The organism is Streptomyces sp. NBC_00887 (assembly GCF_045207585.1).
On record NZ_CP108788.1, the window covers coordinates 7,859,895 to 7,886,080 of the forward strand.

The following is a 26,186-nucleotide window of genomic DNA, read 5'->3' on the forward strand; positions in this document are numbered from 1 at the left end:
GGTAACGTCGGTAGTACGTGGCCCGTGGGGCCACCACAGGCAACCGCGTCGCAGGAGTCCGCCATGAGTGAAGCCACCGATCGTCCCGTCGACGACGATGCGTGGGCCGAGGCCTGCGCCGAGGACCTCGAGGCGGAGAAGGCCCGTCGGCGGGCCCAGCACGGGCCGCAGCCCGGATCCGCCGCGGAGGAGCTACGCAAGCTGATCGACGCGGTGGCCGACAAGGTCACCTCGCTCCAGTCACCGCTGCTCGGCATGGCCGCCCAGGGCACCGTCCAGCAGGTGATCCGGCAGGCCAAGTCCGCGGTCGAGCCGGTCATCGAGCGCAATCCGGACGTCTTCGACCATCTCGCCGCCGCCGGCAACGAACTTCTCGCCGCCTACCGTTCCGCGGTCGAGGGCCAGGAAGGCCGCTGGACCCGCGGCACCGAGGGCGCCGGAGGCTCGACAGGTAGGACGACAAGTACCCCGGGCCCGGCGAAAAAGGCCGCCGACGACCCCTCGGACCCGCGTGACGAGGGCCCCGGCGGCAGCGAACACATCGACCTGGACTGACCGTGGGCAGGAAATACCCGTCCCCGGCTCGGGTACGGTTGGCCGTAGCGGGGCTCGACCGAAACTGAGGGATTCATGGGACTCACCATCGGCGTCGATATCGGCGGCACGAAGATCGCGGCTGGAGTGGTCGACGAAGAGGGCCGGATCCTCTCGATGTTCAAGGTATCGACCCCGCCGACGGCCGAAGGCATCGTCGACGCGATCTGCTCGGCCGTGGCCGGGGCGAGCGAGGGACACGAAGTCGAGGCGGTCGGCATCGGCGCAGCCGGATACGTGGACGACAAGCGCGCCACCGTGCTGTTCGCTCCGAACATCAACTGGCGCCACGAGCCGCTCAAGGACAAGGTCGAACAGCGCGTCGGCCTGCCGGTCGTCGTCGAGAACGACGCCAACGCGGCGGCCTGGGGCGAGTACCGCTTCGGTGCCGGCCAGGGGCACGACGACGTCATCTGCATCACGCTCGGTACCGGGCTCGGCGGCGGCATCATCATCGGCAACAAGCTGCGCCGGGGACGCTTCGGCGTAGCGGCGGAATTCGGTCATATCCGGGTTGTCCCGGACGGCCTGCTCTGCGGCTGCGGAAGCCAGGGCTGCTGGGAGCAGTACGCATCCGGGCGGGCACTCGTCCGGTACGCCAAGCAGCGTGCCAACGCCACCCCGGAGAACGCCGCGATACTGCTGTCGCTCGGCGACGGCACGGTCGACGGCATCGAGGGCAAGCACATCAGCGAGGCCGCCCGACAGGGCGACCTGGTGGCCGTCGACTCGTTCCGTGAGCTGGCCCGCTGGGCCGGAGCCGGACTGGCCGACCTCGCGTCGCTCTTCGACCCGTCGGCGTTCATCGTCGGCGGCGGCGTCTCGGACGAGGGCGAACTGGTCCTCGACCCGATCCGCAAGTCGTTCCGGCGCTGGCTGATCGGCGGCGAGTGGCGTCCGCACGCCCAGGTTCTCGCGGCCCAACTGGGTGGCAAGGCAGGCCTGGTGGGCGCGGCCGACCTGGCTCGCCAGGGCTGAGCCCACAAGCACCACGACGACGGACGCCCGTCGCGCCCCACGGGGAGCGACGGGCGTCCGTCGTATCGTGCTTCGCATGGTCACGACGCCGATGCCGCTGCCCGACTCCCGTACCGAGCCGGACGGTTCGGCCGTCATCAGGGTGCTCAGCTACAACGTCCGCTCGCTGCGCGACGACACCGAGGCGCTGGCCCGCGTCATCCGCGCCTGCGCACCCGACCTGGTGTGCGTCCAGGAGGCCCCGCGCTTCTTCCGCTGGCGCAAGGCGGCGGCCCGGCTCGCGGCCATGACCGACCTGGTGATCCTCGGCGGCGGTGCCCCCGCGGCAGGACCGCTGCTGCTGTGCTCCTTGCGCGCCACAGCGGAACGCACCGAGGACGTCCTGCTGCCGCTCACCCCCGGACTTCACCGACGGGGCCTGGCCACGGCGGTGGTACGGATCGCGGGGGCCAGGCTCGGGGTCGTGAGCTGCCATCTCAGCCTGCAGCGTGAGGAGCGCCGCACCCAGGCGGAACTCCTGCTCGCACAGCTCGACGCGATGGACGTCCCGCACGCCGTCGTGGCGGGAGACCTCAACGACGTGCCGGAAGGGCGGGCGTTCCGGCGGCTTGCCGGACGGCTCCAGGACTGCCGGTCCGTACGCCCCTGGGGTGGCGAGTACACCTTCCCGCCCCACGCACCGGTCAAGCGCATCGACGCGGTCTTCGCGTCGGACGGCATCGAGGTGCTCGGGTGCGGCGTTCCGGCGGGCCTGCCCGGAGTCGTCGAGGCGGACCTGCGGGCGGCCACGGACCATCTGCCCGTACTGGCCGCCCTCAGAGTGCCCGCGGGGGGCTGAAGGCCCGTCGCGGTCAGACGACCGCGCCGCGCCCCGGGTCGTCGTCCCCGTCTTCGTCGTGGGGCATCCGGGCCACCAGGGTGGCGAAGCCGCCCAGGAAGCCGCCGATGCAGAGGGTCGTGAGCCACCACGTCATGTCCCACTGCAGCAGCACCGCGACCAGCATCAGCACCGGGCCGCCGACGACCGCGAGCCAGGCGAACTTCGCCGTCACATCGGCCTCGGGCAGCGGCGGCGGCTCCGGAGGGACGAAATGCCCCTCCTCGCTGTCGTCCGGATCGTCGACGTCGCCGTCCTGGGGTTCCACCACGTCGTAGTCGCGCGGACCCGCCACCCCGGGAGCGAAGACCACCGAACTGCCGAGCGGCTTCTTCTCCGGCGGCTTGCCGGGTGCCTTCTTGCCCGCACCCTTGTCCGCGTCGTCACCCGCGCCCGTGTCCGTACCGGGCAGGGTGTTGAGCTGGTCGTCCTCCAGCAGGGCGAGGTCGTCGATGGACTTGAACGGCTTGGCGCCCGGCGGGTCCGGCGGCTCCTCGCCGTATCCGGCGACGATCGCCTCCCAGGCCGCGGCCTCGTCCAGCGGCCTGGCCTCCTCCGTACCCTCGGGGACGGCCGTCCCCTCCGTGGGGCGCGGTTCGCGCTCCTCGTCACTGCCTGCTCGCTCCGCGTCGTGCTCAGCCACCGGACGTGCTCCCCTTCCTACCGACGCTCGGTGCGAGGCGGCCGATGAACCGGTAGCTCTCATCGAAGATCCGCTCCGCATCGTGGTCCAACGTCGCCACGTGGTAGCTCTGTTCCAGCAGGATCTCCTCGACGTCCCTGGACGACACCCGGCTGAGGATCCGTGCCGAGTCGGCCGGCGGCACGACATGGTCCTGCGGGCTGTGCAGCAGCACGATCGGCTGCGTGACCTGAGGCAGTTGGGCGTCGACCAGCCGGAAGAACTTCCGGACCGAATGCGCGGCGTGCAGCGGCACCCGGTCGTAACCGACCTCTTCGGAACCCTCCAGCGCGATGTCGCTGGTCAGCCCCTTCGTCGTCCGCACCAGGTGCCGGGCGACCGGCAGGGCGTACGCGGACAGACCGTGCACCTTGTTCGCCGGGTTCACCAGGACCAGGCCCCGGATCGCGTCGCCGTGCTTCGCCGCGAGGCGCAGCGACAGCGCTCCCCCCATGGAGAGCCCGAAGACGAAGACCTGCTCGCACCGGGCCAGCAGAACGCGCAGCTCCCGGTCCACCTCCGCGTACCAGTCCTGCCAGCCCGTGACCGCCATGTCCTCCCAGCGCGTGCCGTGTCCGGGCAGCAGCGGGAGGGACACGGTCAGGCCGCGCTCCGCCAGGTAGTCGGCCCAGGGGCGCAGCGACTGCGGCGATCCGGTGAATCCGTGACAGAGAAGGACGCCGACCTCTCCGCCCTCGTGGCGGAACGGCTCGGCTCCAGGAAGGACCGGCACCGGGGTCTCCTGTTCATGAGCGGGACGGGGGCGTGCGAGGGGAGTGCAAAAGGATTACTTCACCGTACGCGACCGGACCGACACCGACCAGGGCCGTCGCCGTCCGACGTCGTCTCCGGCCGTCGTCTCCCGGCCGTCGGCCGGGCCGGGGTGCCCCTGCGGCGGGGAGCACCGGTCGGGAGCACCGTCACAAGCCGGTCGGGAGCACCGTCACAAGCCGGGCGGAAGATGCCGAGGCCTCACAGGCTAAGGTCGGACGGACAGCACACAGGAGGCATCCGAGTTGATCTACGGCGCAATGAAGTTCTCCATCGGCGGGTCTCTGAAGCTCGCCTTCAGGCCGTGGGTGGAGGGCCTGGAGAACATCCCCGTACAGGGGCCGGCGATCCTCGCGAGCAACCATCTGTCGTTCTCCGACTCGTTCTTCCTGCCGGCCGTCCTCGACCGCAAGGTGACCTTCATCGCCAAGGCGGAGTACTTCACCGCCCCCGGAGTGAAGGGCAAACTCACCGCCGCCTTCTTCAAGGGCGTGGGCCAGCTCCCCGTGGACCGCTCCGGTGGCCGCGGCGCCGGTGAGGCGGCCATCAGGGCCGGCATCCAGGTCATCGAGAGCGGCGGGCTCTTCGGCATCTACCCGGAGGGCACCCGGTCACCGGACGGACGGCTCTACCGGGGCAAGCCCGGCGGTCTCGCCCGGGTGGCCCTCGCCACCGGCGCACCCGTCATCCCCGTCGCGATGATCGACACGGAGAAGATCCAGCCGCCGGGCCAGGTGGTGCCCAAGCTGGTGCGGCCCGGCATCATGATCGGCAAGCCGCTCGACTTCAGCCGCTACCAGGGCATGGACGGCGACCGCTTCATCCTGCGCTCGGTGACCGACGAGGTCATGTACGAGATCATGAAGCTCTCCGGCCAGGAGTACGTGGACATCTACGCGACCGCGGCCAAGCGCCGGATCGCCGAAGAGGCGAAGCAGAAGGGGACGGAACGGTCCGGCGCGTAACCGCGTCGTTCACCGTCCGGGGCAGGAAAAGCAGGACACGCAGGAAAACGGGGGAGGGCACATGGCCAGGATTGAGCGGGTCGTACGGATGTCGGTCGAGCAGCCGCTGTGGCGTGCGCTCACCGCGTACCGCGTACTGACGCTGATCTACGCGGTGCTGCTCGCGGGCTTCCGCGACAAGACGTACGACCGGCCCTGGGTGGCCATCGCCTTCCTCGCGATCATGAGCATCTGGACGCTGGCCACCCTCCCCAGGGTGGCGGGCGCCGCGAGCTGCACCAAACGCTTCCTCGGCATCGACCTCGCCATCGCCCTGACGGGGATCCTGCTGACCCCGCTCGCCGACTTCAGCGCCCAGCACGTCGACGGCCCGACCCTTCCCTCGATCTGGACCGCGGGCTCGGTCCTCGCCTTCGCGCTCAAGGGCGGCTGGCGCTGGGCGGCCTTCGCCTCCACGCTCGTCGCCGCCGCGAACATCGTCGAGCGCGGCGAGCCCAGCCGGGACACCTTCCACAACGTCCTGCTGGTCTGGGTCGCGTCGATAGCGATCGGCTACGTCGTCGAGGTCGCCCGCGCCAGTGAGCGCACCCTGGCCCGCGCCCTGGAGATCGAGGCCGCCACCCGTGAGCGCGAGCGCCTCGCCCGCGACATCCACGACAGCGTGCTGCAGGTCCTCGCGATGGTGCAGCGCCGTGGTTCGGCGCTCGGCGGCGAGGCCGCCGAGCTGGGCAGGATGGCGGGCGAGCAGGAGGTCGCCCTGCGCACTCTGGTCTCCAGCGGACTGGTGCCCACCACCCGGGTCTCCGAGGACACCGCCGAGGGTGCGGTGGTCCGCACCGTGGACGTGGACATCGACGACGAGGAGTCCGGGTCCGCATGCGACCTGCGCACCCTCCTCGCCCGGCACGCGGGCTCCCGGGTCAGCTTCGCGGAGCCCGGCGCCCCGGTGCTGCTCGCGCCCGCCGCCGCGCGTGAACTCGCCGCCGCGGTGAGCGCCGCGCTGGACAACGTGCGGGTCCACGCCGGACAGGGCGCGCAGGCGTGGATCCTGGTCGAGGACGAGCCGGACGAGGTGATCGTCACGGTCCGGGACGACGGGCCCGGCATCCCGGAGGGCAGGCTCGACCAGGCGGAGGGCGAAGGGCGGCTCGGCGTCGCCCTGTCGATCCGCGGGCGGCTGCGCGAGCTGGGCGGCACAGCAGAGCTGATCTCGGTACCCGGACAGGGCACCGAGGTCGAGTTGAAGGTTCCGAAGGTTTCGCGGGGGAAGGCAGGATCGGCCCGATGAGTACACCGAACACACAGGCATCCGAGGAGCGGCCCATCAAGGTGATGGTCGTCGACGACCATCCGATGTGGCGCGACGCCGTGGCCCGCGACCTGGCCGAGTCCGGTTTCGACGTGGTGGCGACCGCGGGTGACGGCCCGCAGGCCGTACGCCGCGCCAGGGCGGCCGGCCCCGACGTCCTCGTCCTGGACCTCAACCTGCCCGGCATGCCGGGCGTCCAGGTCTGCAAGGAGCTCGTCGGCTCGCACCCCGGGCTGCGCGTCCTGGTGCTCTCCGCCAGCGGTGAGCACGCCGATGTGCTGGAGGCCGTGAAGTCGGGCGCCACCGGCTATCTGCTCAAGTCGGCCAGCACCCAGGAGCTGACCGACGCCGTGCGCGCGACGGCGGCCGGCGACCCGGTCTTCACCCCCGGTCTCGCCGGACTGGTCCTCGGCGAGTACCGCAGGCTCGCCTCCGACCCCGCCCCGGCCGCCTCCGACGAGCCGAAGGCCCCGCAGCTCACCGAACGCGAGACCGAGGTGCTGCGGCTCGTGGCCAAGGGACTCTCGTACAAGCAGATCGCCGAACGCCTGGTCATCTCGCACCGCACCGTGCAGAACCACGTGCAGAACACCCTGGGCAAACTCCAGCTGCACAACCGCGTGGAGCTCGTGCGGTACGCCATCGAGACCGGCCTCGACGACGCCTGACAGGAACAAACACCGCCCACCGCACGGGAATTGACTGTCCGACCCATCCCGGAGTGAGCTGGATCACCATTAGCGTGACCCGTAGAGAGCTCACTTCGGCGAAGGGATGCTTCCATGCGGGTCGGAGTACTGACCGGGGGCGGCGACTGCCCCGGACTCAACGCGGTCATCCGCGCCATCGTCCGCAAGGGCGTGCAGGAGTACGGCTACGACTTCACCGGCTTCCGGGACGGCTGGCGCGGACCACTGGAGGGCGAGACGGTACCGCTCTCCATCCCGGCGGTGCGCGGCATCCTGCCGCGCGGCGGCACGATCCTCGGCTCCTCCCGTACCAATCCGTTCGACGCCGAGTACGCCGGGCAGGGCGTCCGCCGGATCAGGGAGAACCTCGCGAAGTACGAGGTCGACTCCCTCATCACGATCGGCGGCGAGGACACGCTCGGCGTCGCGGCGACCCTGTCCGACGAGTACGGCATCAAGTGCGTCGGCGTTCCCAAGACCATCGACAACGACCTCTCCGCCACCGACTACACCTTCGGCTTCGACACCGCCGTCGGCATCGCGACCGAGGCGATCGACCGGCTCCACACCACGGCCGAATCCCATATGCGCGTCCTCGTCGTCGAGGTGATGGGCCGGCACGCGGGCTGGATCGCCCTCCACTCCGGTCTGGCCGGCGGCGCCAACGTCATCCTCATCCCGGAACAGCGCTTCGACATCGACCAGGTCTGCGACTGGGTGAGCTCCCGCTTCAGGGCGAGCTACGCGCCGATCGTGGTGGTCGCCGAGGGTGCGGCTCCCGCGCACGGCGAGATGGTCCTCAAGGACGCGTCGCACGACTCCTTCGGGCACGTCCGGCTCTCCGGCGTCGGCGAATGGCTGGCCAAGGAGATCGAGAGCCGTACGGGCAAGGAGGCGAGGACCACGGTCCTGGGGCATGTCCAGCGCGGGGGCACACCCAGTGCCTTCGACCGCTGGCTCGCCACCCGTTTCGGGCTGCACGCCATCGAAGCCGTGCACGACGGCGACTTCGGCATCATGGTGGCGCTGCAGGGCACGAACATCGCACGCGTACCGATCAGGGAGGCGACAGCCCGCCTCAAGACCGTCGATCCCGCCCTGTACGCGGAGGCCGGGGTCTTCTTCGGCTGACCGGCGCACCGGGGGTGCGGGCCGTATATTCGCGACGACAGGCCCCACCCCCAACCCGGGAGACGTCGTGGAAATCCTGGCATTCGGTGTGCAGTCGGACGAGAAGCCACTGATCGAGAAGGCCTTCGCCGGCCTGCACGACGTCCGCTGCCTGGACGTCTTCCTGACCAAGGACACCGCCCCCATCGCGGCCGGCTACGAGATCATCTCCACCAGTGTCAACGCCGACCTCGGCGGCCCCGTCCTGCAGACCCTGGCGGCGGGCGGCACGCAGATGATCGCCCAGCGCTCCACCGGCTTCAACAACATCGACCTGGACGTCGCCGAACGCCTCGCACTGCGCGTCGCCAGGGTCTCGTACTACTCGCCCCACTCGGTCGCCGAATTCGCCTGGACCCTCGCCATGGCGGTCAACCGCAACATCGTCCGCGCGGTGAGCCGCACCCGTGACTTCGACTTCCGGCTCGACGGGCTCCTCGGGCGGGACATGCACGGCCGCACGGCCGGTGTGATCGGCACGGGCAAGATCGGCGAGGCGTTCACCCGGATCGCCCACGGCTTCGGGATGAATCTGCTGGGCTGGGACATCGCGGAGAACCCCGCCTGCACCGCGCTCGGCATGACCTACGTCGACAGGGAGCAGCTCCTCGCCGAGGCCGACCTGATCAGCCTCCACGTGCCGCTGCTGCCCGCCACCCACCACCTCATCGGCAAGGACAGCCTGTCGGTGATGAAGGACGACGCGATCCTGGTCAACTCCAGCCGCGGCGGCCTCATCGACACCGAGGCGCTCGTCGTCGAACTGCGGGCCGGCCGCTTCACCGGCGTCGGACTCGACGTGTACGAGGCGGAGGCGGGGCTGTTCTACCTCGACAAGTCCCTGGAGGGCGTCGACGACGACACCCTGGCCCGGCTCGTCACCTTTCCGAACGTCATCGTGACCTCGCACCAGGCGTACTACACGCGCGAGGCGGTGGGACAGATCATCGAAGCCACCGTGCAGAACGTCACCGACTACCTGGCGGGCCGCCGCAGCGCCAACGTCCTCGTGCCGGCCGCTCCGTAGCCCCGTGGGGCCCCGGTCGCCCGGGCCCCACGGGATTGCCTCAGCCGGCCACCGGCAGTGCCGCCAGCAGCCCGGTGACGATCGCGGCCCCGCGCAGCGTCAGCACCGACTCCGGGTGGAACTGGACCGAGGCGAAGCCCTTGCCCCGCAGGGCGTGCAACTCCCCGGAGCCCGCGTCCCGGCTCACCTCGATGCCGTGCGCCCCCAGCTCGGTGGCGGCGGCCTCGTCGCAGCGCGCCGTGAAGCTGTTGTAGAAACCGACGGTCTCGGGCCGCCCGAACAGCTCGATCCGGGTCTGCGCACCCTGGTACGGCACGGCTTTCCGTACGATCTCCAGGCCCAGCTCCGCCGCGATCAGCTCATGGCCCAGGCATACGCCCAGCAGCCCGTGGCGGTGTTCCCCGACCAGCTCGGCGGTCAGTCCGCGCAGCAGCCGCATCTTCGGATCCGCGGCGTCCCCGGGGTTGCCGGGCCCCGGGCCCAGGACAACGGGTCCCTCGTGCGCCCGTACCGTCTCGCGCAGGCCGGGCTCGTCGTACCTGTGCACCGACACGGTGAGGCCCGAGGAGCGCAGCAGATGCGCCAGCATCGCGGTGAACGTGTCCTCGCCGTCCACCACCAGCGCGTGCCCGGACAGTTCACGGGTGCGCTCCTGCATGCGCAGCCAGAAGGGGGCGAGGCCGCCGCGCCGGTCGTCCAGGGCCGCCTGCACCCGCGGATCGGAGGCCAGCTGCGGGCGGCCCGCCTCCGCCTCGGGCCGGCCGGGCCGGACGCCCAGCGCCGCGAGCACACCGGCCGCCTTCGCATGGGTCTCGGCGACCTCGCCCGCCGGGTCGGAGTGGCGCACGAGCGTCGCCCCGACCGGTACCCGCAGCCGGCCGCCGGCCGAGATGTCCGCGGTGCGGATCAGGATGGGGGAGTCCAGCGTCTGCGCCCCGCCGGGCTCCTGGCGCAGCAGGGCCAGGGCGCCCGCGTAGTAACCGCGGCCACCGGGCTCGTACCGCTCGATGACCCGGCAGGCGTTCTGCACCGGGGAACCGGTGACCGTCGCCGCGAACATCGTCTCCCTGAGGACCTCGCGCACATCCAGCGAGGAGCGCCCGCGCAGTTCGTACTCGGTGTGCGCGAGGTGGGCCATCTCCTTGAGCCGGGGGCCGACCACCACACCGCCCATGTCGCCGACGGTGCACATCATCTTGAGCTCCTCGTCGACCACCATGGAGAGCTCCTCGGTCTCCTTGCGGTCGCCGAGGAAGGCCAGCAGGCTCTCGGCGCTCGGCCCCTCGGCGGGGTAGCGGTAGGTCCCGCTGATCGGGTTCATCACGACGGTCCCGCCGGACATCCGCACATGCACCTCGGGACTGGCGCCGACCAGCGTCCTGTCCCCGGTGTGCACGACGAACGTCCAGTACGCGCCCCGCTCACCGGCCAGCAGCCGCCGGAACAGCGCCAGCGCGTCGGCCCGGCCGAAACCCGGGATCCCGCCCTCGAAGGTCCGCCGGATCACGAAGTTCGCGCCCTCGCCCTGCCCGATCTCGTCCTCGATGACCCGCCGCACGATGTCCGCGTACTCCCCGTCGGGGACGTCGAAGGCACCGTCCTCGACGCGTACGTCATGGGCGGGCAGCCGCGCCAGCACCTCGTCCAGCGGCAGCTCCCAGGACTCGTCGGCGACCAGTACGGCCAGCGGGGTGCCGTCGTCGCGTACGTCGAAACCGCGCTCGGCGATCTGCCGGAACGGCACCAAGGCCAGGGCCGGCTGCTCGCCCACCGGGAGTCCGGCGAGTCTGTCCACCTCGTGGACGGGGCCGATCAGGACCTCGACGGTGTCGTGGTCCCGGCCGGGTGTACGCCTGCGCAGCAGCGCGAAGGGAGGGCAGTCGTCCCGGAGCAGTCTGCGAACCAGGTCGGTGACACGGTCGGGCATGGGAGTTCCTTCCGGATGGAGGAACGGCTCCCGGCTCCGAAACGCAGAGAAGGCCGCCCCTCGGGCGGCCTTCGCGAAGTCTGTACGCGCGATGAGTCAGCGGGCCGCCGGATGAGCGGTCCACCACCAGTTCTGGGTCGTCTGCGCGAACATGTCCCGAACCCTAGCGGATCCACCGGACGAACGAGCGTGTGTCTCAATTGTTGAGCGCCCGGATGGACGCGCTCCGCGACCCCGTAATGTTGGGGAGGTGACCGTGAACGCCAATACCTCCGTCGCCAGTGGCAACACCTGGCGTGACCTTCCCGCGGCGCAGCAGCCCGAGTACCCCGATGCCGAGGCTCTGCGCGATGTGCTCGCGGAGCTCGAATCGTATCCTCCGCTCGTCTTCGCAGGCGAGTGCGACCAGCTGCGTGCCCGCCTGGCGGCCGTTGCCAAGGGCGAGGCGTTCCTGCTGCAGGGCGGTGACTGCGCCGAGGCCTTCGACGCGGTGTCGGCCGAGCACATCCGGGCCAAGCTGAAGACGCTGCTCCAGATGAGCGCCGTCCTCACCTACGCGGCTTCCGTGCCCGTGGTCAAGATCGGCCGGATCGCGGGCCAGTACTCCAAGCCGCGCTCCAAGTCGACCGAGACCCGCGACGGCGTGACCCTGCCGACCTACCGCGGCGACTCCGTCAACGGCTTCGCCTTCACCGAGGAAGCCCGCATCCCGGACCCCGAGCGGCTGAAGCGGATGTACCACGCATCCGCCTCCACGCTGAACCTGGTCCGCGCCTTCACCACCGGCGGCTACGCCGACCTGCGGCAGGTCCACGCCTGGAACCAGGACTTCGTGAAGTCCTCGCCCTCCGGCCAGCGCTACGAGGCCCTGGCCCGCGAGATCGACAACGCGCTGAACTTCATGAAGGCGTGCGGCACGGACCCGGCCGAGTTCAAGGCGGTCGAGTTCTACGCCTCGCACGAGGCGCTCCTGCTGGACTACGAGTCGGCGCTCACCCGCACCGACTCGCGCACCGGCCGGCTGTACGACACCTCGGGTCACATGGTCTGGGTCGGTGAGCGCACCCGCCAGATGGACGGCGCGCACATCGAGTTCGCCTCGAAGGTCCGCAACCCCATCGGCATCAAGCTCGGCCCGACGACCACCGTCGACGAGGCGCTCGGCTACGTCGACCGTCTCGACCCCGACCGCGAGCCGGGCCGGCTGACCTTCATCGTGCGCATGGGCGCCGACAAGGTCCGCGACAAGCTCCCCGAGCTGGTCGAGAAGGTCACGGCCTCCGGCGCCACGGTGGTGTGGGTGACCGACCCGATGCACGGCAACACCTTCGAGGCCGCGTCCGGACACAAGACGCGCCGCTTCGACGACGTCCTGGACGAGGTCAAGGGCTTCTTCGAGGTCCACAAGGCCCTGGGCACCCACCCGGGCGGCATCCACGTCGAGCTCACCGGTGACGACGTCACCGAGTGCGTGGGCGGCGGCCACGAGATCTTCGTGGACGATCTGCACCAGCGCTACGAGACGGCCTGCGACCCGCGCCTCAACCGCAGCCAGTCCCTCGACCTGGCCTTCCTGGTCGCCGAGATGTACCGCGACCAGTAGGGACCACCGCTGAGAGCACCTGTGGGGCACGGATCCATGTGATCCGTGCCCCACAGTCGTAACCGGGGCTTTTGCGGGCCTGGCGCGACGGGTAAGGTTAGGTTAGCCTCACCGAAACATCGGGACGGCGCAGCGAACGACCCCGTCGGGAGGTGAACCGCGTGTACGTCTGCTCCTGCTTCGGCATCACGGAACAGCAGGTCAAGAAGCATGCGGACGACGGGGCGTGCACGCCTCGCCAGATAGCCTCCGCCTGCAAGGCGGGAACGGACTGCGGTGGCTGCGTCCGCAGGATCCAGGCACTGCTCGGACGCGGCGACTGCCCGCGCCGTGAGCTCATCGAGGGGCGGACGGAGCCGACGGGCGCTCCTGCCGGTGCGCCCGTCACCTTCGCCGGTCCGCCGGACGTCCGGCTCTCCGACGCCGCCTGAGCGGGCCCTCCAGGAGCGTCAGGGTCTCCCGCGGAGCCCTGGCCCACGGACGGGTCGGGCGGGTCAGCTCTCCGGCTGCTCGATCAGCTGCGCGATGTAGAGCGGCTCCCCGAGCTTCTCCACCAGCTCCAGCTGGGTGTCGAGGTAGTCGATGTGGTGCTCCTCGTCCGCCAGGATGGACTCGAAGATGTTCGCCGAGGTGACGTCGCCCTTGGCGCGCATCACGTCGATGCCCCGCTTCAGGCGGTCGATCGCCTCCACCTCGACCTGGCGGTCGGCCTGGAACATCTCGGTGACCGTCTGGCCGACCCGAACGTGGAAGAGCCGCTGGTAGTTGGGCAGGCCCTCCAGGAAGAGGATCCGGTCGGTGAGGATCTCGGCGTGCTTCATCTCGTCGAACGACTCGGCCCGGGTGTACTTGGCGAGCTTCGTCCAGCCGAAGTTGTCCTGCATCTTGGCGTGCAGGAAGTACTGGTTGATGGCAGTCAATTCGGCGGTCAGCTGTTCGTTCAGAAACTCGAGGACCTCGGGGTCGCCCTGCATCGCAGAGGCTCCTTCCAACCGGTGAACTGGGCATGTTTGCGCCGCATCCTTGCATCGCACCCCGCAGTCGTCCAGTAAGTGCATGCTTAGTACGAGTTGCCCGAATCGGGTCTCCCTTGGTCATAACCACCCCTGCCTGTCTGTCACCATGGAGGCATGGGTCAGCCGGAAAGCCGGGAACGCGGCACAGCAGAGCAGTCCGGGCTACCGCCGGGGCAGCGACTGCAGCGTGGCTGGCCGGTCACCCACTACGGGCCGGTGCCCAAGTTCAAGCCCGATCGCTGGGAGTTCAGGGTCTTCGGGGCCACGGCGGACGGTGAGAAGCGCTGCTGGAACCACCAGGAATTCTCGGCGCTGCCGTACTCCACGGTCGTCGCCGATCTCCACTGCGTGACGAAGTTCAGCATGCTCGGAGCCGAATGGGGCGGAATCCTCGCCCGCTCGGTCGTGGAACTGGCGCCGCCCGCACCCCATGTCACCCATGTGATGGTCTGGGCCGAATACGGATTCAGCTCGAACCTGCGGCTGTCCGACTTCATGTCCGACCGCACGCTCTTCGCCACCCACAAGGACGGCGAACTCCTCACCGCCGAACACGGATTCCCGCTGCGGCTGGTCGTACCGCACCTGTACGCCTGGAAGGGCCCCAAGTGGGTCCGCGGCATCGAGTACATGAGCGCCGACCGCCGGGGATTCTGGGAGGAGCGCGGCTACCACAACATCGGCGATCCGTGGCGCGAGCAGCGCTACAGCTACCAGGAGGAGCCCGGGGACGGCCCCGAGCTCTGACCCCGCGGCAGCCGGTACACCCGCACGGAGTACCCTGCCGCGCTCACCTCACAGGCCGACGGTGCCCCGGAGTTCCTTCAGACGCGCCACGTCCGCCGCGTGCCCTTCCTTGCCGCCGGGCGTCTCGATGATCAGCGGCACCCCTTCGGTCGCCGGATGCGAGAACAGCTCCCGGAAGGGTTCGGCGCCGATGTTGCCCGCGCCGATGTTCTCGTGGCGGTCCTTGTGCGCGCCCACGACGTCCTTGGAGTCATTGGCGTGGATCAGCTTCAGCCGGCCCTCACCGACCGTGTCCACCAGCAGATCCAGGGTCTGCCGCATGCCGCCGGGGCCCGCCAGGTCGTGGCCCGCCGCGTAGATGTGACAGGTGTCCAGGCAGATCCCCAGCTTGGGGTGGGAGTCCAGGGCCTCGAAGTACGGGCCGAAGTCCCAGGTCCGTGAACAGAGCGAGAATCCCTGCCCGGCCGTCGACTCCAGCAGCAGGAACGGATCGTCGTCATGGGTCAGCTCGTCGAGCAGCGGCCTCATGTGCGTGCGCACCTGGGCGAGGGCCTCGGACCGCGGTCGCCCGCCGGTCGCCGACCCGGTGTGCACCACCACGCCCAGGGCGCCGATCTCCCTGGCCCGGCGCAGCGAGTGGCGCAGCGACTCGACGGACCTCTCGGCGGTGGCCTCGGTGTGCGAGCCGAAGTTGATCAGATACGGGGCGTGGACGTACGCGGGGACGGACTCTGCCGCGCACTCCGAGCGGAACAGCTCGTCCTGCGCCGGGTTTCCTGGCGGTGTCGCCCACCCGCGCGGATTGGCGACGAAGACCTGTACGGTCTCCGCCGCCAGCTCCCTCGCATAGCCGAGGCCGACCTTCGCGAGGCCGCCCGCCACCGGGACGTGACCGCCTACTGGGTTGCGCATGTGTTCTAGAGACCCTTGGTCTTGATGGTGATCGTGGAGCCCTCCGGGGCCTCTTCGCCACCGTCGACCGACTGACTCTCGATCGTGTCGCTGAAGGAGAGGAACGACCGGTCGACCTTGACCTCGAACCCCGCCTCCTCCAGTGTGCTCCTGGCCTCGTCCACGTCCTTCCCGGTGACATCCGGGACGTCGAGCATGCGCGGGCCCTTGGAGACCGTGAGCTCGACGGTGTCGCCCTCCGCGGCCTCCGCGTCGTCGGCGGGTGACTGGCGGGCGACGGTGCTCTCGGCCTCGGGAGAGGTGACCCGGTCGGGCAGCACCTCGGTCCTGAGGCCCGCCTCCTCCAGCGCGGCCCTCGCGGCCTCGATGTCGAGCCCCGTGACGTCCGGGACACTGACCGGGCTGCCCTTGCTGATCACCAGGGCGACGGCCGAGTCGGGGTGGCGATCGGTACCGACGGCGGGATCCGTACGGATCACCTCGCCCCGTGCGATCTCCTCGCTGAACTCCCGGGTCACCATCCCCGGCACCAGGCCGACCTCCTTCAGCTCGCGTCGGGCATCGGCGAGCGCGATGCCCTCGACATCGGGCACCTGCACGATCTCCGGCCCGCGCGAGATCACCAGCTTCACCGCGTCATTGCCCCGGATCCGCTCGCCCGATCCGGGATCGCTGCTGATCACCCTGCCGCGATCGACCGTGTCGCTGTAGGAACGCTTGACGCCCCCCACGTCGAGACCGGCGTCCGCGAGCCGCTTCTCCGCCGCCGTCTGGGTCTGGCCCAGGAGCGAGGGGACCCGGGTGAACTGCCCCGAATTGATGTACCAGACACCCGCACCGACCCCCAGGACCAGCAGGAGGGCGACGAGCGTCGCGAACATCCCGCGCCGGGATCCGGCGGCGAACGGCCGACGGCCACCCGTCCGCGGCGGCAGCGGGGGCATCTCCAGGCGGCTGGTGTGGTGCGCGGTGCCCTGGCCGGCCGGGATGACCCGGGGGATCACGCTCGTACGGTCGCCGGCGGCGTCATGCGTCCCGGCGAGGGCCTGCGGAGGCATCGCGTCCAGGTGCTCCCCGGTCAGACCGGCACGCACCTCGCGGGACCGGGCCAGCATGGCCACCGCGTCATGGGGCCGGGCCTCGGGATTGCGGGCGGTGGCGCCCGCCACCAGCTCGTCCAGCCCTGCGGCCAGGCCCGGAACCGCCGCGGACGGGGCCGGGACGTCCTCGTTGAGGTGCTGGTAGATGACCTGTGCGGCGGTCTCACCGGTGTGCGGCTTGCCGCCGGTCAGCATCTCGTACAGCACGACCCCGCAGGCGTACACATCGGCGCGGGTGTCGGCCGTGCCGTGCTCGATCTGCTCCGGCGCGAGGTACGAGACGGTGCCCAGGAGCGAGCCGGTGGTGTCCGTGACCGTGCCCACCGCCCGTACGAGACCGAAGTCGGCGACCTTCACCCGGCCGTCGTCCCCTATCAGGACGTTCTCCGGCTTCATGTCGCGATGGACGAAGCCCGCCCGGTGCGCGGCACCGAGCGCGGCGAGGACCGGCTCCAGGATGTCCAGTGCGGCCCGCGGCTGCAGGGCGCCCCGCTCACGCAGTACGTCGCGCAGGGTGCACCCCGCGACGTACTCCATCGCCAGATACACGTACGCGCCCTGGGCGCCCTGGTCGAACACGGCCACCACATTGGGGTGCGCCAGCAGGGCCACGGACTTGGCCTCGCGGATGAAGCGCTCGACGAAGGCGGCGTCGGTCGCCAGGGCCGGATGCATCACCTTGAGGGCGAGCACCCGGTCGAGACGGGTGTCCACGGCCCGGTAGACCGTGGCCATACCGCCGACGGCGATGCGCGCATCGATGCGGTAGCGGCCGTCGAGCAGCTGCCCGACGAGGGGGTCCTGGAGGGTCGTGTCCACGGGTCGAGTCTACGAGCCGCCACGGACACGGCGGACGGCCCGGGGCAGCCCGGGGACCGTTCTGAAGCCGAGCCGTGACAGGGACATGTATGTGTGGTGACCTGGGAGCGGCCGGTGGAGCAGCCGTGTGAGCAGGTCGGGCGGCCGTGTCAGAAGGCCGGGCGCTCCGGATCCAGCACCGCCCGGCCCTCGGCGGGCGAGGACGCCTCGGCGAAATGCCGCCTCGGGATCCGGCCGGCCCGGTACGCCAGGCGCCCTCCGTCCACCGCGTGCCGCATCGCCGCGGCCATCAGCTCCGGCTCCTGCGCCCGGGTCACCGCTGAGGCGAGCATCACAGCGGCGCACCCCAGCTCCATCGCCAGCGCCGCGTCCGAAGCGGTTCCCGCCCCCGCGTCGAGGATCACCGGAACCGCGGCCTGCTCGATGATCAGCTGGAAGTTGTGCGGGTTGCGGATGCCGAGCCCGGATCCGATGGGGGAGCCGAGCGGCATGATCGCCGCGCACCCCACGTCCTGGAGTTTCCGGGCGAGGACCGGGTCGTCACTGGTGTACGGAAGGACGGTGAAGCCCTCGTCCGCCAGGGTCTCGGCGGCGTCCAGCAGCTCGATCGGATCGGGCAGCAGGGTCCGCTCGTCTGCCACGACCTCCAGCTTGATCCAGTCGGTGCCGAGCGCCTCCCTGGCCAGCCGGGCGGTCAGTACGGCCTCGCCCGCGGTGAAACAGCCGGCGGTGTTGGGCAGCACGCGGATGGAGAGCCGCTCCAGGACGGAGAGCACCGAGCCCTGCACGGTCGGATCGAGCCGGCGCATCGCGACGGTGGTCAGCTCGGTTCCCGAGGCGATCAGGGAGCGCTCCAGCACCTCGAGGCTGGGCGCACCGCCCGTTCCCATGATCAGCCGGGACGAGAAGGTGGTGGAGCCGAGCGTGAAGAGATCGTCCGACATGTCAGCCTCCCTGGACCGCGGTGAGGACCTCGACGCGGTCGCCCTCGCCGAGAGCGGTGGCGGACCACTGACTGCGCGGCACGACGGCCTCGTTGACCGCGGCGGCGACACCGGAGTGCGCCGTGGTCAGGGTCGCGACCAGGGCGTCCAGCGCGGTACCGGCCGGGACGGTGCGGTGCTCCCCGTTGACGGACAGGGACACCGACTCGGGCCCGGATGCGGAGGCGGACGCAGGTGCGGGAGCGGCGGTGGGCAGGGGCTCGGTCATGCGGGCTGCTCCTGAGGTGCTGAAGTGAGGGCTCCGGGGGAGAGGTTCGGTGACGCGGGACCCCGGCCGGAGGACGCGAAGCGGCTCGGCGCGAAGGGGCGCGCCTCTGCGGGCAGTTCGCCGGTGGCCAGCACTTGGCCCATCACGTCACCGGTGACGGGCGTCAGCAGCACCCCGTTGCGGTGGTGGCCGGTGGCGAGGTGCAGGCCGGGCAGTGCCGTCGGGCCCAGCAGCGGGGCGTTGTCCGGAGATGCGGGACGCAGGCCCGCGCGGGTCTCGGTCAGCGGCAGTTCGGTGATGCCCGGCACCAGCTCGTGGGCGTCGCGCAGCAGTTCGTAGACCCCGCCCGCGGTGACCGTCGTGTCCCAGCCCATCTCCTCGCTGGTCGCGCCCACGACCAGCTCGCCGTTGGCGCGCGGGACGAGGTAGACGTGACTGCCGCGGACCACGGCCCGTACGGTGCGGCTGAGGAAAGGGGCGTACGCGGGCGGCACGGCCAGACGCAGTACCTGCCCCTTGACCGGGCGGACCGGTGGTACGACCTCCTCGGGGACCCCGGCGAGTCTGCCGCTGAGACTGCCGGCGGCCAGCACGACCTGGTCGGCGCTCAGCTCCGTACCGTCCGCGAGGACCGCTCCGGCCGCCCGGCCGCCCGTCACGCGGAGCCGCTCCGCCCGGGCCCGGTGGAAGACCACACCGGCCCGCTCACACGCCGTGACCAGGGCCGAGGCCAGCCGGCGGGGATCCACCTGGTGGTCGCCGTCCGCCCGCAGTCCGCCGCGCACGCAGGGGGCCAGCATCGGCTCCAGCCGGCGGCACTCGCGGCCGCTCAGCCACTCCGACGCCAGCCCCGAACGCTGCTGCAGGGCGTGCAGCTCCCGCAGATGGGCCCGGTCGTCGGAGTCCAGCGCGACCGCCAGCGTGCCGCAGGCACGGAAGCCGGTCTCCTGCCCGCTCGCTTCCTCCAGCTCGGCCACGAACGCCGGATAGCGGGCGGCGGAGGCGACATTGAGGCCGAGCAGCGTCTGCTCGCCGTAGTGGAGTTCGGTGACGGCCGCGAGCATGCCGGCCGCGACCTGGGCGGCACCGCCGCCCGGTTCGGGATCGGCGACCGCGACGGACATGCCGCGCCCGGCCGCCCGCCAGGCGGTCACCAGGCCGATGATGCCGCCCCCGACGACCAGGACGTCGGATCCGTTCTCGGAGATGCGCATGGGCGTCCAGCCCCTCCCTTCGCCGGCATGACCCGGATCAGGTTCGTACGGTCGGAGGCCGTCCAGCCTCCCTCTCAGCCCGGTGCGTCCGGGCTCCCGCGAGTGCCTTACGTTGGCCACCCTAAACCCCGCAACCCGCAGCCAGTAAGGGAGCAGCCACCGTGGCCCGTTCACTCGACGGACTCGTCCTGTCGCCCGTCGCGGACCAGGCACCCGGCCAGGTCGGCACCCGCACACGCTTCACCTACCGGGAGCGGGAGGGACGGGTCTGGGCCGAGTACGCGGGCGGTGACGTCGTCCGCGGACATCTCGTCGGCACCAGGGAGGGCGACACCCTGGACTTCCGTTATGTGCAGCTGAAGCAGGACGGAACGACCTCCGGCGGCCACTGCGTCTCGACCGTCACGGAACTCCCCGACGGCCGGGTGCGGCTGGAAGAGCGGTGGGAGTGGGAGTCCCAGGAGGGCAGCGGGACGAGCGTGGTGGAGGAGCTCGACACCTGATGGAACGTCAGGTGATTAGGGTGGCCGGGTGAGCGAGCAGACGGAACAGCGGGAAACGGGACAGCAGCCACGCCGGGTCGTGGTCGTCGGCGCCGGCATGGCAGGCGTGCAGACCGCCGTGGCCCTGCGCGAACAGGGCTTCGCCGGCCAGGTCACCCTGATCGGCGCGGAACCGCACCAGCCCTACGACAGGCCGCCCCTGTCGAAGGCGGTCCTGCTCGGCAAGGCCGAGGACTCCGCCTTCGACGTCGACTTCGAGGCGCTTGACATCACCCTGCGCCTTGGCCTCGACGTGAGCGGACTGCGCGCCGACGCACACGAACTGGACACCCCCGAGGGCCCCGTCCCGTACGACGTGCTGGTTCTCGCCACCGGGGCCGAGCCCGTCGTCCTGCCCGGCTCCGAGGGCGTTCCCGGTGTCCATCTGCTGCGCACCGTCGACGATGCCGCACGGCTGCGGCCCGTCCTGGAGCGGCAGCACGACGTCGTGGTCGTGGGAGCCGGCTGGATCGGTGCCGAATTCACCACCGCGGCCCGTGCCGCGGGCTGCGCGGTCACCGTCGTCGAAGCAGCGGAACGCCCCCTCGCGGGCACCCTGCCCGCCGACGTCGCCGCCCCGATGGCCCGCTGGTACGCCGAGAGCGGAGCCGAACTCCTCACCGGCGCCCGGGTGGCGCGCGTCGACCCCGGTGCCGTCGTCCTGGCGGACGGACGGGTGGTCCCCGCCGGAGCGGTGATCGTCGGCATCGGCGCCCGCCCCGCCACCGGCTGGCTGGAGGACTCCGGCATCGCGCTCGGCCCGGACGGCTCGATCACCGCCGACGGCTCGCTGCGCACCTCCCTGCCCGACGTGTACGCGGTGGGTGACTGTGCCTCCTTCCCCTCCGCCCGCTACGGCGAGCGGCTGCTGGTCCACCACTGGGACAACGCCCTCCAGGGGCCCCGGACGGTCGCGGCCGCCCTCGCGGACGGGCAGCCCCGGACGTACGACCCGGTGCCCTACTTCTGGTCCGAGCAGTTCGGCCGGTTCGTGCAGTACGCCGGTCACCACGCCGCCGCCGACACCATGCTGTGGCGCGGCGACCCGGCGGACCCGGCCTGGACGGTCTGCTGGCTGCGCGGGGGCGTCCTGGTGGCGGTGCTCGCCGTCAGCCGGCCGCGCGACCTCGCCCAGGCGCGCAAGCTCATCGAGGCCGGGGCGAGCATCGATCCGGTGCGTGCCGCGGACCCCTCCGTACCGCTGAGGACTGCGGCGCCGTAGGACCCGGGTACCTCCTTACGGGCGGCCCGGCTACCGACTGCCGGTCCGGGATGGCAGGCTTGTCCCCGTGACCGAGATTGACGCAAAGATCGATGTTCTCGTCCCCGACTGGCTCCACCTTCCCGACATCGCGGAAATGCTCGATGTCGAGGTGACGCGTGTACGGCAGCTGGTCAAGGAGGGTCAGCTCATCGCCGTACGACGTGGTGAGAGGCGGACGCTCCAGGTGCCTGCCGCCTTCATCGACGGCAACAAGGTGGTCAAGGGCCTCGCAGGGACCCTGACGCTCCTGAAGGACGACGGCTACAGCGACGAAGAGATGCTGGAGTGGCTCTTCACCCCCGACCCGAGCCTGCCCGGCACGCCCGCGCAGGCACTGAGTGAGAATCGCGGTACGGAGGTGAAGCGCCGGGCCCAGGCGCTCGCCGTCTGACCGGACGACCGTATGCGGGGTGCGGGCCGTGCTTCACGGCCCGCACCCCGCCGTGACCGGCACCCCGCCGGGCCGACGACCACCGGGTCGGCGGCCCGGCGGGTGCCGGCGACCTATCAACGGGGGAAATCCACCATGTCCACGCCTCGCTCGCTGCTGGCCGACGCCCGGCTCTACCTCTGCACGGACGCCCGCAAACGGCAGGGCGACCTTCCCGCGTTCCTCGATGCCGTGCTCTCCTCCGGCGTCGACATCGTGCAGTTGCGCGACAAGGGCATGGAGGCCGCCGAGGAGCTCGAACACCTGGCCGTGTTCGCGGACGCCTGCAAGCGTCACGGCAAACTCCTCGCGGTGAACGACCGGGCCGACGTCGCCCACGCCATCGGCTCCGACGTGCTGCACCTCGGGCAGGGCGATCTGCCGGTGCCCGCCGCCCGCGCCGTCATCGGCACCGAGGCGGTGATCGGCCGCTCCACCCACGCCGAGTCCGAGGTGGACGCGGCCGTCGCCGAGACGGGCGTCGACTACTTCTGCACGGGCCCCTGCTGGCCCACCCCGACCAAGCCCGGCCGGTACGCCCCGGGTCTGGGGCTCGTCCGCTACGCCGCCTCACTCGACCAGCCGCGCCCCTGGTTCGCCATCGGCGGAATCGACGCGGGCAATCTGGACGAGGTGCTGGACGCGGGCGCACGGCGGATCGTTGTCGTGCGGGCGATCACCGAAGCGGCGGATCCCGCCGCGGCGACCGCGGCGCTCGCCGCGCGCATCAGGGCGCGCGCGGCCTGAGCGGGCGCATCTCGCGCTCCGGGGGAGGCAGTTGTCCGAGGGGTGGACAGCGATCACATTAATCCGGGTGAAAAGCCCCGGTCTGGTTGGGGTACCGCCGAGCCCTGGTTAACCTCCCAGTATGGCTCTTGGCACACCCTCCACGAGGACAGATCACGCTCGCACCGTGCGTGAGATGCTCGCGACCGGCAAAACGTCGTACTCGTTCGAGTTCTGGGCGCCCAAGACCGAGAAGGGCGAACGGAACCTCTGGAACGCCCTGCGGCGGGTCGAGGCGGTGGGCCCGAGCTTCGTCTCCGTGACGTACGGGGCCGGCGGTTCGACGCGTGCGGGGACGGTGCGGGCGACCCAGCAGATCGCCGCCGACTCCACGCTCACCCCCGTCGCGCATCTCACGGCCGTCGACCACTCCGTCGCCCAGCTGCGCAACATGGTCGGGCAGTACGCCGACGCCGGTATCCGCAACATCCTCGCGGTGCGCGGAGACCCGCCGGGCGACCCGATGGCCGAGTGGGTAAAGCACCCTCAGGGCGTGCGGTACGCGGCGGATCTCGTCCGGCTCATCAAGGAATCCGGCGATTTCTGCGTCGGCGTCGCGGCCTTTCCCGAAATGCACCCGCGGTCGGCCGACTGGGACACCGACATCGGGCATTTCGTGGACAAGTGCCGCGCGGGTGCCGACTATGCGATCACCCAGATGTTCTTCCAGCCGGAGAGCTATCTGCAGATGCGTGACCGCGTGGTCGCCGCCGGTTGCGACACCCCCGTCATTCCCGAGGTGATGCCGCTCACCAGCGTCCGGCAGCTGGAGAGATTCGCCCAGCTCAGCAACGCGTCCCTGCCTTCCTCACTGAAAGAGCGCATCCTCGCCGCGAAGGACGATCCCGCCGCTGTACGCTCCATTGGCATCGAGTTCGCCACGGAGTTCTGCGCGAAGCTGCTCTCCGAGGGTGTCCCGGGGCTGCACTTCATTACGCTCAACAACTCGACGGCAACACTCGAGATCTACGAGAATCTCGGACTGCACAAGCAGTCGTGACCGGCCGTACCCGCCACCAACCGGGGCGGTGGCCGTAGGAGGGGGCGGGCGTGGGCTGGACGGTCCTCTACATCGCATTCGGCGTCGTGGCGCTGTGGCTGCTGGGCGAGGTGCTGCTGCAGTACAAGGCGCGGCTGCGCTGGCGGCTGCTCGCCTTCGCCGGATTCCTCGGTGTGGTCCTCGGCGTACTGATTCCCTCCGTGCTGGTGATCGCCCTCGGCGCGATCGCCTTCGCGACGGGTCAGACGTATGTGACCCTCTCCTTCCGACGGGGCTTCTCGACGGGCTGGGCCATAGGCGGCAGCCCCGGCGAGAGCCGCCGTCGCCGTGGTTCCGGCGACGCACCCGGCCGGAAACCCACGCTCGAGGTCTCCGGCCTGGAGTACCAGGAACCCGTACCGGAGGCCGGGGACGAGACCGCGGCATCCGCGGTCTACGAACCGCAGCCGCTGCCGGACGACACCGGGCAGTACGGGATATACACCGACGCCGCCTACGCGGCCGCGGGCAGCCAGGAAACGCAGGGCGAGCAGCAGCAGTACGGCGCCTACGACCCGTACACCGACTACGCGCAGCCCGCCCAGGACACCTACAGCGGCCAGGGCGCCTACCAGGGCCAGAGCGCCTATCCGGGCCAGGACACCTACCAGGGCCAGGACTCCTACGCCGGCCAGTACGACTACGGCACGCAGACGCCGGACTACGCCCCCTACTCCGACCCGTACATCGGGACCGGTGCGGCAGCGGGCCCCGACCAGTACTCCTCGTACGACAGCTACGGCAACGGCTACGACAGCTACGGGGGCCAGCAGCAGTACACCGGCCCCTACGCCGAGCAGTACGCCTCGGAGACGCCGCCGGGAGGCGTCTGGGTCCCGCAGCAGCGCGAGGGCGAGCAGTACCCCCCGATGCCGCCCGAGCAGCCCCCGCAGCCCGCCCCGTACGGCAACGGGTACGACACCGGCCAGAACGAGCAGTACCGCTACTGACCACCCGCGGGCACGACGACGAGCGCTCCGCGGCTCACTGCGAGCCGCGGAAGCCGTCACCCTCCACCACGAGCCCCGCGACCAGGGCCCCCGACATTCCGGCATGCGCCAGTCCGCCACCGGGATGCGACCAGCCGCCCGCCAGATACAGGCCGGGCAGCCCGGTGCGGTTCCCGGAGTGCAGATACGCGCCCCGAGCTCCCGCCAGCGCGGGCGCGGGCACCGAACCGCCCTCGGCGCCGGTGTCGGCGGCGGTCTCGGCAGGGGTGCGCACCTCGACGTGGAGTATCCGCTCCCGCAGACCGGGAACGGCCACGCGGGCACGATCGATCAGCACGTCCGCGTACCGCTCGCGCAGCGCCGCGTCCGTCCAGTCCACCGGACCGTGCGGGGCCACCGTCGCCATCAGGGTCACCGCCTCGTGCGCCTCGTCGGGGCGGGTGGCGGGGTCGTCGGGACGCAGCACCGTCACGGTGGGCCGCTCCGCGGTCCGTCCCCCGAACACCGCGTCCTGCTCAGCGGCCCCGTCCTCGCGGTGCACCACGCTCCGGTGCACCGCACCTGCCTCCCGGGCGCCGCGCAGTGACAGCAGCACCAGGAAGCGGCCCGGCACCGGACCCTGCACGGCCCCCCGTGCTTCTCCTGCCTCTGCGCCGGGCCGCCGCCCCTCACCGGACAGCAGACCGGGCCACGGCTGCGCGCCCAGGACCACGTGATCGGCCTCGACACTCTCGCCGTCCGCCAGTTCGACGCCTGCGGCCCGGCCGTCCTTCTCGGCCACCCGGACCACCTCGGCACCGAAAACGAACGTCACACGGCGCGCCAGGCACCGTTCGTACACCGCCTCGGCGAGCGCCCGCATGCCCCCGGTGACGTACCAGCTGCCGAAGGTCTCCTCCATGTAGGGCAGCAGGGCGGCGGCCGCCGGCGCGCGGCGGGGGTCCAGGCCGTACGACAGGGCGTACCCGTCGAGCAGGGCGGCCAGCCGGGGGTCCGCGAGCTCCCACGCACCGATCTCGGCGACCGTGCCCGCTTCCCGGACGGTCAGCAGCCTGCGCCTGCGGAGCGCGGGGTAGGGATCACGGCCCAGCACCTGCCGGTCGTCCCGCAGGGGCTCCTCCAGCAGCGGCCTGCGCGAGCGGTCCCATGCCGTCCCCGCCCGGTCCAGGAACTCCCCCCAGCGCACTCCCGATCCCTTGCCGAGTGCCCCGTCCAGCGCGCCGACGACTCCCGCCCGCGAGGCGTTCGGCAGGGAGACCGCGGTGCCGTCCGCGAAATGGTGGCGGCTCGCAGGGTCGACCTGGGTCAGCGTGACGCGCTGCTCCAGGGATTCCTTGCCCGTCTTCACGAACAGGTCGCGATAGACCGCGGGAAGGTGCAGCAGCGAGGGTCCGGTGTCGAAGACGAACCCCTCGTGGGCATACCGGCCGAGCGAGCCGCCGTAGGTCCGGGACCGCTCGTACACCGTCACCCGGTGGCCTGCCACGGCCAGCCGGGCAGCCGCCGCCATCGCGCCCGTCCCGGCGCCGATCACCGCAATTCGTGCCATGTCAGTGACCCTAA

The 26,186-nt window shown here is 71.1% G+C and carries 28 protein-coding genes and 1 riboswitch; of the genes, 17 read left to right on the forward strand and 11 right to left on the reverse strand.

What is annotated here, in order from left to right:
• Positions 1–63 precede the first annotated feature (63 nt).
• From OG844_RS35830 to OG844_RS35840, 3 genes are all read left to right on the forward strand, one after another.
• The gene (locus OG844_RS35830; RefSeq protein WP_406389500.1) at positions 64–555 is read left to right on the forward strand and encodes a DUF5304 domain-containing protein; all 492 of its coding nucleotides are present in this window, start codon (positions 64–66) and stop codon (positions 553–555) included.
• Between the two features lie 75 nt (positions 556–630).
• A complete protein-coding gene (locus tag OG844_RS35835) occupies positions 631–1,572 on the forward strand; it encodes an ROK family glucokinase (protein ID WP_351180584.1) in 942 nt (313 codons plus the stop codon).
• A gap of 76 nt (positions 1,573–1,648) precedes the next feature.
• The gene (locus OG844_RS35840) at positions 1,649–2,410 is read left to right on the forward strand and encodes an endonuclease/exonuclease/phosphatase family protein (RefSeq protein WP_406389498.1); all 762 of its coding nucleotides are present in this window, start codon (positions 1,649–1,651) and stop codon (positions 2,408–2,410) included.
• Between the two features lie 13 nt (positions 2,411–2,423).
• On the opposite strand, the gene OG844_RS35845 is transcribed toward OG844_RS35840, so the two are convergent.
• Together OG844_RS35845 and OG844_RS35850 are read right to left on the reverse strand one after the other, a co-directional pair.
• Positions 2,424–3,092 (reverse strand): hypothetical protein, encoded by a 669-nt coding sequence (locus OG844_RS35845; RefSeq protein WP_406389497.1) that lies wholly within the window; start codon positions 3,090–3,092, stop codon positions 2,424–2,426.
• Entirely contained in the window at positions 3,085–3,864 is a 780-nt protein-coding gene (locus OG844_RS35850) for an alpha/beta hydrolase (RefSeq protein WP_406389495.1), read from the reverse strand. The genes OG844_RS35845 and OG844_RS35850 overlap by 8 nt, the downstream gene beginning before the upstream one ends.
• 283 nt (positions 3,865–4,147) lie before the next feature.
• Here OG844_RS35850 and OG844_RS35855 point away from each other — a divergent pair, with 283 nt between their 5' ends.
• The 5 genes from OG844_RS35855 (at position 4,148) to OG844_RS35875 (ending at position 9,062) form a co-directional block, all read left to right on the forward strand.
• A complete protein-coding gene (locus OG844_RS35855; RefSeq protein WP_406389493.1) occupies positions 4,148–4,867 on the forward strand; it encodes a lysophospholipid acyltransferase family protein in 720 nt (239 codons plus the stop codon).
• A gap of 61 nt (positions 4,868–4,928) precedes the next feature.
• Positions 4,929–6,155 carry a MacS family sensor histidine kinase gene (macS, locus tag OG844_RS35860; RefSeq protein WP_406389492.1) on the forward strand — a complete coding sequence of 409 codons (1,227 nt, stop codon included), beginning with the start codon at positions 4,929–4,931 and terminating at the stop codon, positions 6,153–6,155.
• Positions 6,152–6,844 (forward strand): response regulator, encoded by a 693-nt coding sequence (locus OG844_RS35865; protein ID WP_406389491.1) that lies wholly within the window; start codon positions 6,152–6,154, stop codon positions 6,842–6,844. Before macS ends, OG844_RS35865 begins: the two co-directional genes overlap by 4 nt.
• Positions 6,845–6,958: 114 nt before the next feature.
• Positions 6,959–7,996, forward strand: a complete 1,038-nt coding sequence (locus tag OG844_RS35870) for a 6-phosphofructokinase (RefSeq protein WP_406389489.1) — start codon at positions 6,959–6,961, stop codon at positions 7,994–7,996.
• 67 nt (positions 7,997–8,063) lie between these two features.
• Positions 8,064–9,062 (forward strand): 2-hydroxyacid dehydrogenase, encoded by a 999-nt coding sequence (locus OG844_RS35875; protein WP_406389488.1) that lies wholly within the window; start codon positions 8,064–8,066, stop codon positions 9,060–9,062.
• Positions 9,063–9,102: 40 nt separating this feature from the next.
• On the opposite strand, the gene OG844_RS35880 is transcribed toward OG844_RS35875, so the two are convergent.
• Positions 9,103–10,989, reverse strand: coding sequence for an anthranilate synthase family protein (locus OG844_RS35880; protein WP_406389486.1), 1,887 nt, complete (start codon positions 10,987–10,989; stop codon positions 9,103–9,105).
• Positions 10,990–11,085: 96 nt separating this feature from the next.
• Positions 11,086–11,142, reverse strand: coding sequence for a trp operon leader peptide (locus OG844_RS35885; RefSeq protein ID WP_124277238.1), 57 nt, complete (start codon positions 11,140–11,142; stop codon positions 11,086–11,088).
• A gap of 97 nt (positions 11,143–11,239) precedes the next feature.
• Between OG844_RS35885 and OG844_RS35890 the strand changes: the two genes are divergently transcribed.
• Positions 11,240–12,592 (forward strand): class II 3-deoxy-7-phosphoheptulonate synthase, encoded by a 1,353-nt coding sequence (locus OG844_RS35890; protein ID WP_351175095.1) that lies wholly within the window; start codon positions 11,240–11,242, stop codon positions 12,590–12,592.
• Between the two features lie 161 nt (positions 12,593–12,753).
• The gene (locus OG844_RS35895; RefSeq protein WP_351175135.1) at positions 12,754–13,023 is read left to right on the forward strand and encodes a (2Fe-2S)-binding protein; all 270 of its coding nucleotides are present in this window, start codon (positions 12,754–12,756) and stop codon (positions 13,021–13,023) included.
• Positions 13,024–13,086: 63 nt separating this feature from the next.
• On the opposite strand, the gene bfr is transcribed toward OG844_RS35895, so the two are convergent.
• Positions 13,087–13,566, reverse strand: a complete 480-nt coding sequence (gene bfr, locus OG844_RS35900; RefSeq protein ID WP_329211947.1) for a bacterioferritin — start codon at positions 13,564–13,566, stop codon at positions 13,087–13,089.
• A gap of 156 nt (positions 13,567–13,722) precedes the next feature.
• Here bfr and OG844_RS35905 point away from each other — a divergent pair, with 156 nt between their 5' ends.
• Complete coding sequence (locus tag OG844_RS35905) at positions 13,723–14,355, forward strand: sulfite oxidase-like oxidoreductase (RefSeq protein WP_406389483.1); 633 nt, start codon at positions 13,723–13,725, stop codon at positions 14,353–14,355.
• Between the two features lie 48 nt (positions 14,356–14,403).
• On the opposite strand, the gene OG844_RS35910 is transcribed toward OG844_RS35905, so the two are convergent.
• The 5 genes from OG844_RS35910 to thiO all read right to left on the reverse strand — a co-directional run bounded on the left by OG844_RS35910 (position 14,404) and on the right by thiO (position 19,612).
• A complete protein-coding gene (locus tag OG844_RS35910) occupies positions 14,404–15,267 on the reverse strand; it encodes a deoxyribonuclease IV (RefSeq protein WP_406389482.1) in 864 nt (287 codons plus the stop codon).
• Between the two features lie 5 nt (positions 15,268–15,272).
• The gene (gene pknB / locus OG844_RS35915) at positions 15,273–17,186 is read right to left on the reverse strand and encodes a Stk1 family PASTA domain-containing Ser/Thr kinase (RefSeq protein WP_406389480.1); all 1,914 of its coding nucleotides are present in this window, start codon (positions 17,184–17,186) and stop codon (positions 15,273–15,275) included.
• A gap of 149 nt (positions 17,187–17,335) precedes the next feature.
• Positions 17,336–18,130: a thiazole synthase gene (locus tag OG844_RS35920; protein ID WP_406389478.1), complete on the reverse strand. Its 795-nt coding sequence runs from the start codon at positions 18,128–18,130 to the stop codon at positions 17,336–17,338.
• A 1-nt stretch (position 18,131) separates the two neighbouring features.
• Positions 18,132–18,398 carry a sulfur carrier protein ThiS gene (thiS, locus tag OG844_RS35925; RefSeq protein WP_406389477.1) on the reverse strand — a complete coding sequence of 89 codons (267 nt, stop codon included), beginning with the start codon at positions 18,396–18,398 and terminating at the stop codon, positions 18,132–18,134.
• Positions 18,395–19,612 carry a glycine oxidase ThiO gene (gene thiO, locus OG844_RS35930; protein ID WP_406389475.1) on the reverse strand — a complete coding sequence of 406 codons (1,218 nt, stop codon included), beginning with the start codon at positions 19,610–19,612 and terminating at the stop codon, positions 18,395–18,397. The genes thiS and thiO overlap by 4 nt, the downstream gene beginning before the upstream one ends.
• Positions 19,610–19,722, reverse strand: a riboswitch (TPP riboswitch). It overlaps the preceding gene by 3 nt.
• Before the next feature lie 51 nt (positions 19,723–19,773).
• Between thiO and OG844_RS35935 the strand changes: the two genes are divergently transcribed.
• The 6 genes from OG844_RS35935 to OG844_RS35960 all read left to right on the forward strand — a co-directional run bounded on the left by OG844_RS35935 (position 19,774) and on the right by OG844_RS35960 (position 24,623).
• Positions 19,774–20,115: a hypothetical protein gene (locus tag OG844_RS35935; protein ID WP_406389473.1), complete on the forward strand. Its 342-nt coding sequence runs from the start codon at positions 19,774–19,776 to the stop codon at positions 20,113–20,115.
• Positions 20,116–20,212: 97 nt separating this feature from the next.
• Positions 20,213–21,376 carry an NAD(P)/FAD-dependent oxidoreductase gene (locus OG844_RS35940; protein ID WP_406396064.1) on the forward strand — a complete coding sequence of 388 codons (1,164 nt, stop codon included), beginning with the start codon at positions 20,213–20,215 and terminating at the stop codon, positions 21,374–21,376.
• Positions 21,377–21,443: 67 nt separating this feature from the next.
• On the forward strand, positions 21,444–21,809 hold the full coding sequence (locus tag OG844_RS35945; protein WP_383186721.1) for an Rv2175c family DNA-binding protein: 366 nt from the start codon (positions 21,444–21,446) through the stop codon (positions 21,807–21,809).
• A 135-nt stretch (positions 21,810–21,944) separates the two neighbouring features.
• Positions 21,945–22,595 (forward strand): thiamine phosphate synthase, encoded by a 651-nt coding sequence (thiE, locus tag OG844_RS35950; RefSeq protein WP_406389472.1) that lies wholly within the window; start codon positions 21,945–21,947, stop codon positions 22,593–22,595.
• Between the two features lie 121 nt (positions 22,596–22,716).
• The gene (metF, locus tag OG844_RS35955; RefSeq protein ID WP_406389471.1) at positions 22,717–23,634 is read left to right on the forward strand and encodes a methylenetetrahydrofolate reductase [NAD(P)H]; all 918 of its coding nucleotides are present in this window, start codon (positions 22,717–22,719) and stop codon (positions 23,632–23,634) included.
• Between the two features lie 50 nt (positions 23,635–23,684).
• Positions 23,685–24,623 carry a hypothetical protein gene (locus OG844_RS35960; protein WP_406389470.1) on the forward strand — a complete coding sequence of 313 codons (939 nt, stop codon included), beginning with the start codon at positions 23,685–23,687 and terminating at the stop codon, positions 24,621–24,623.
• Between the two features lie 34 nt (positions 24,624–24,657).
• Here the strand turns inward: OG844_RS35960 and OG844_RS35965 are convergent, their stop codons facing one another.
• Positions 24,658–26,172: a phytoene desaturase family protein gene (locus tag OG844_RS35965; protein WP_406389468.1), complete on the reverse strand. Its 1,515-nt coding sequence runs from the start codon at positions 26,170–26,172 to the stop codon at positions 24,658–24,660.
• Positions 26,173–26,186 lie beyond the last annotated feature (14 nt).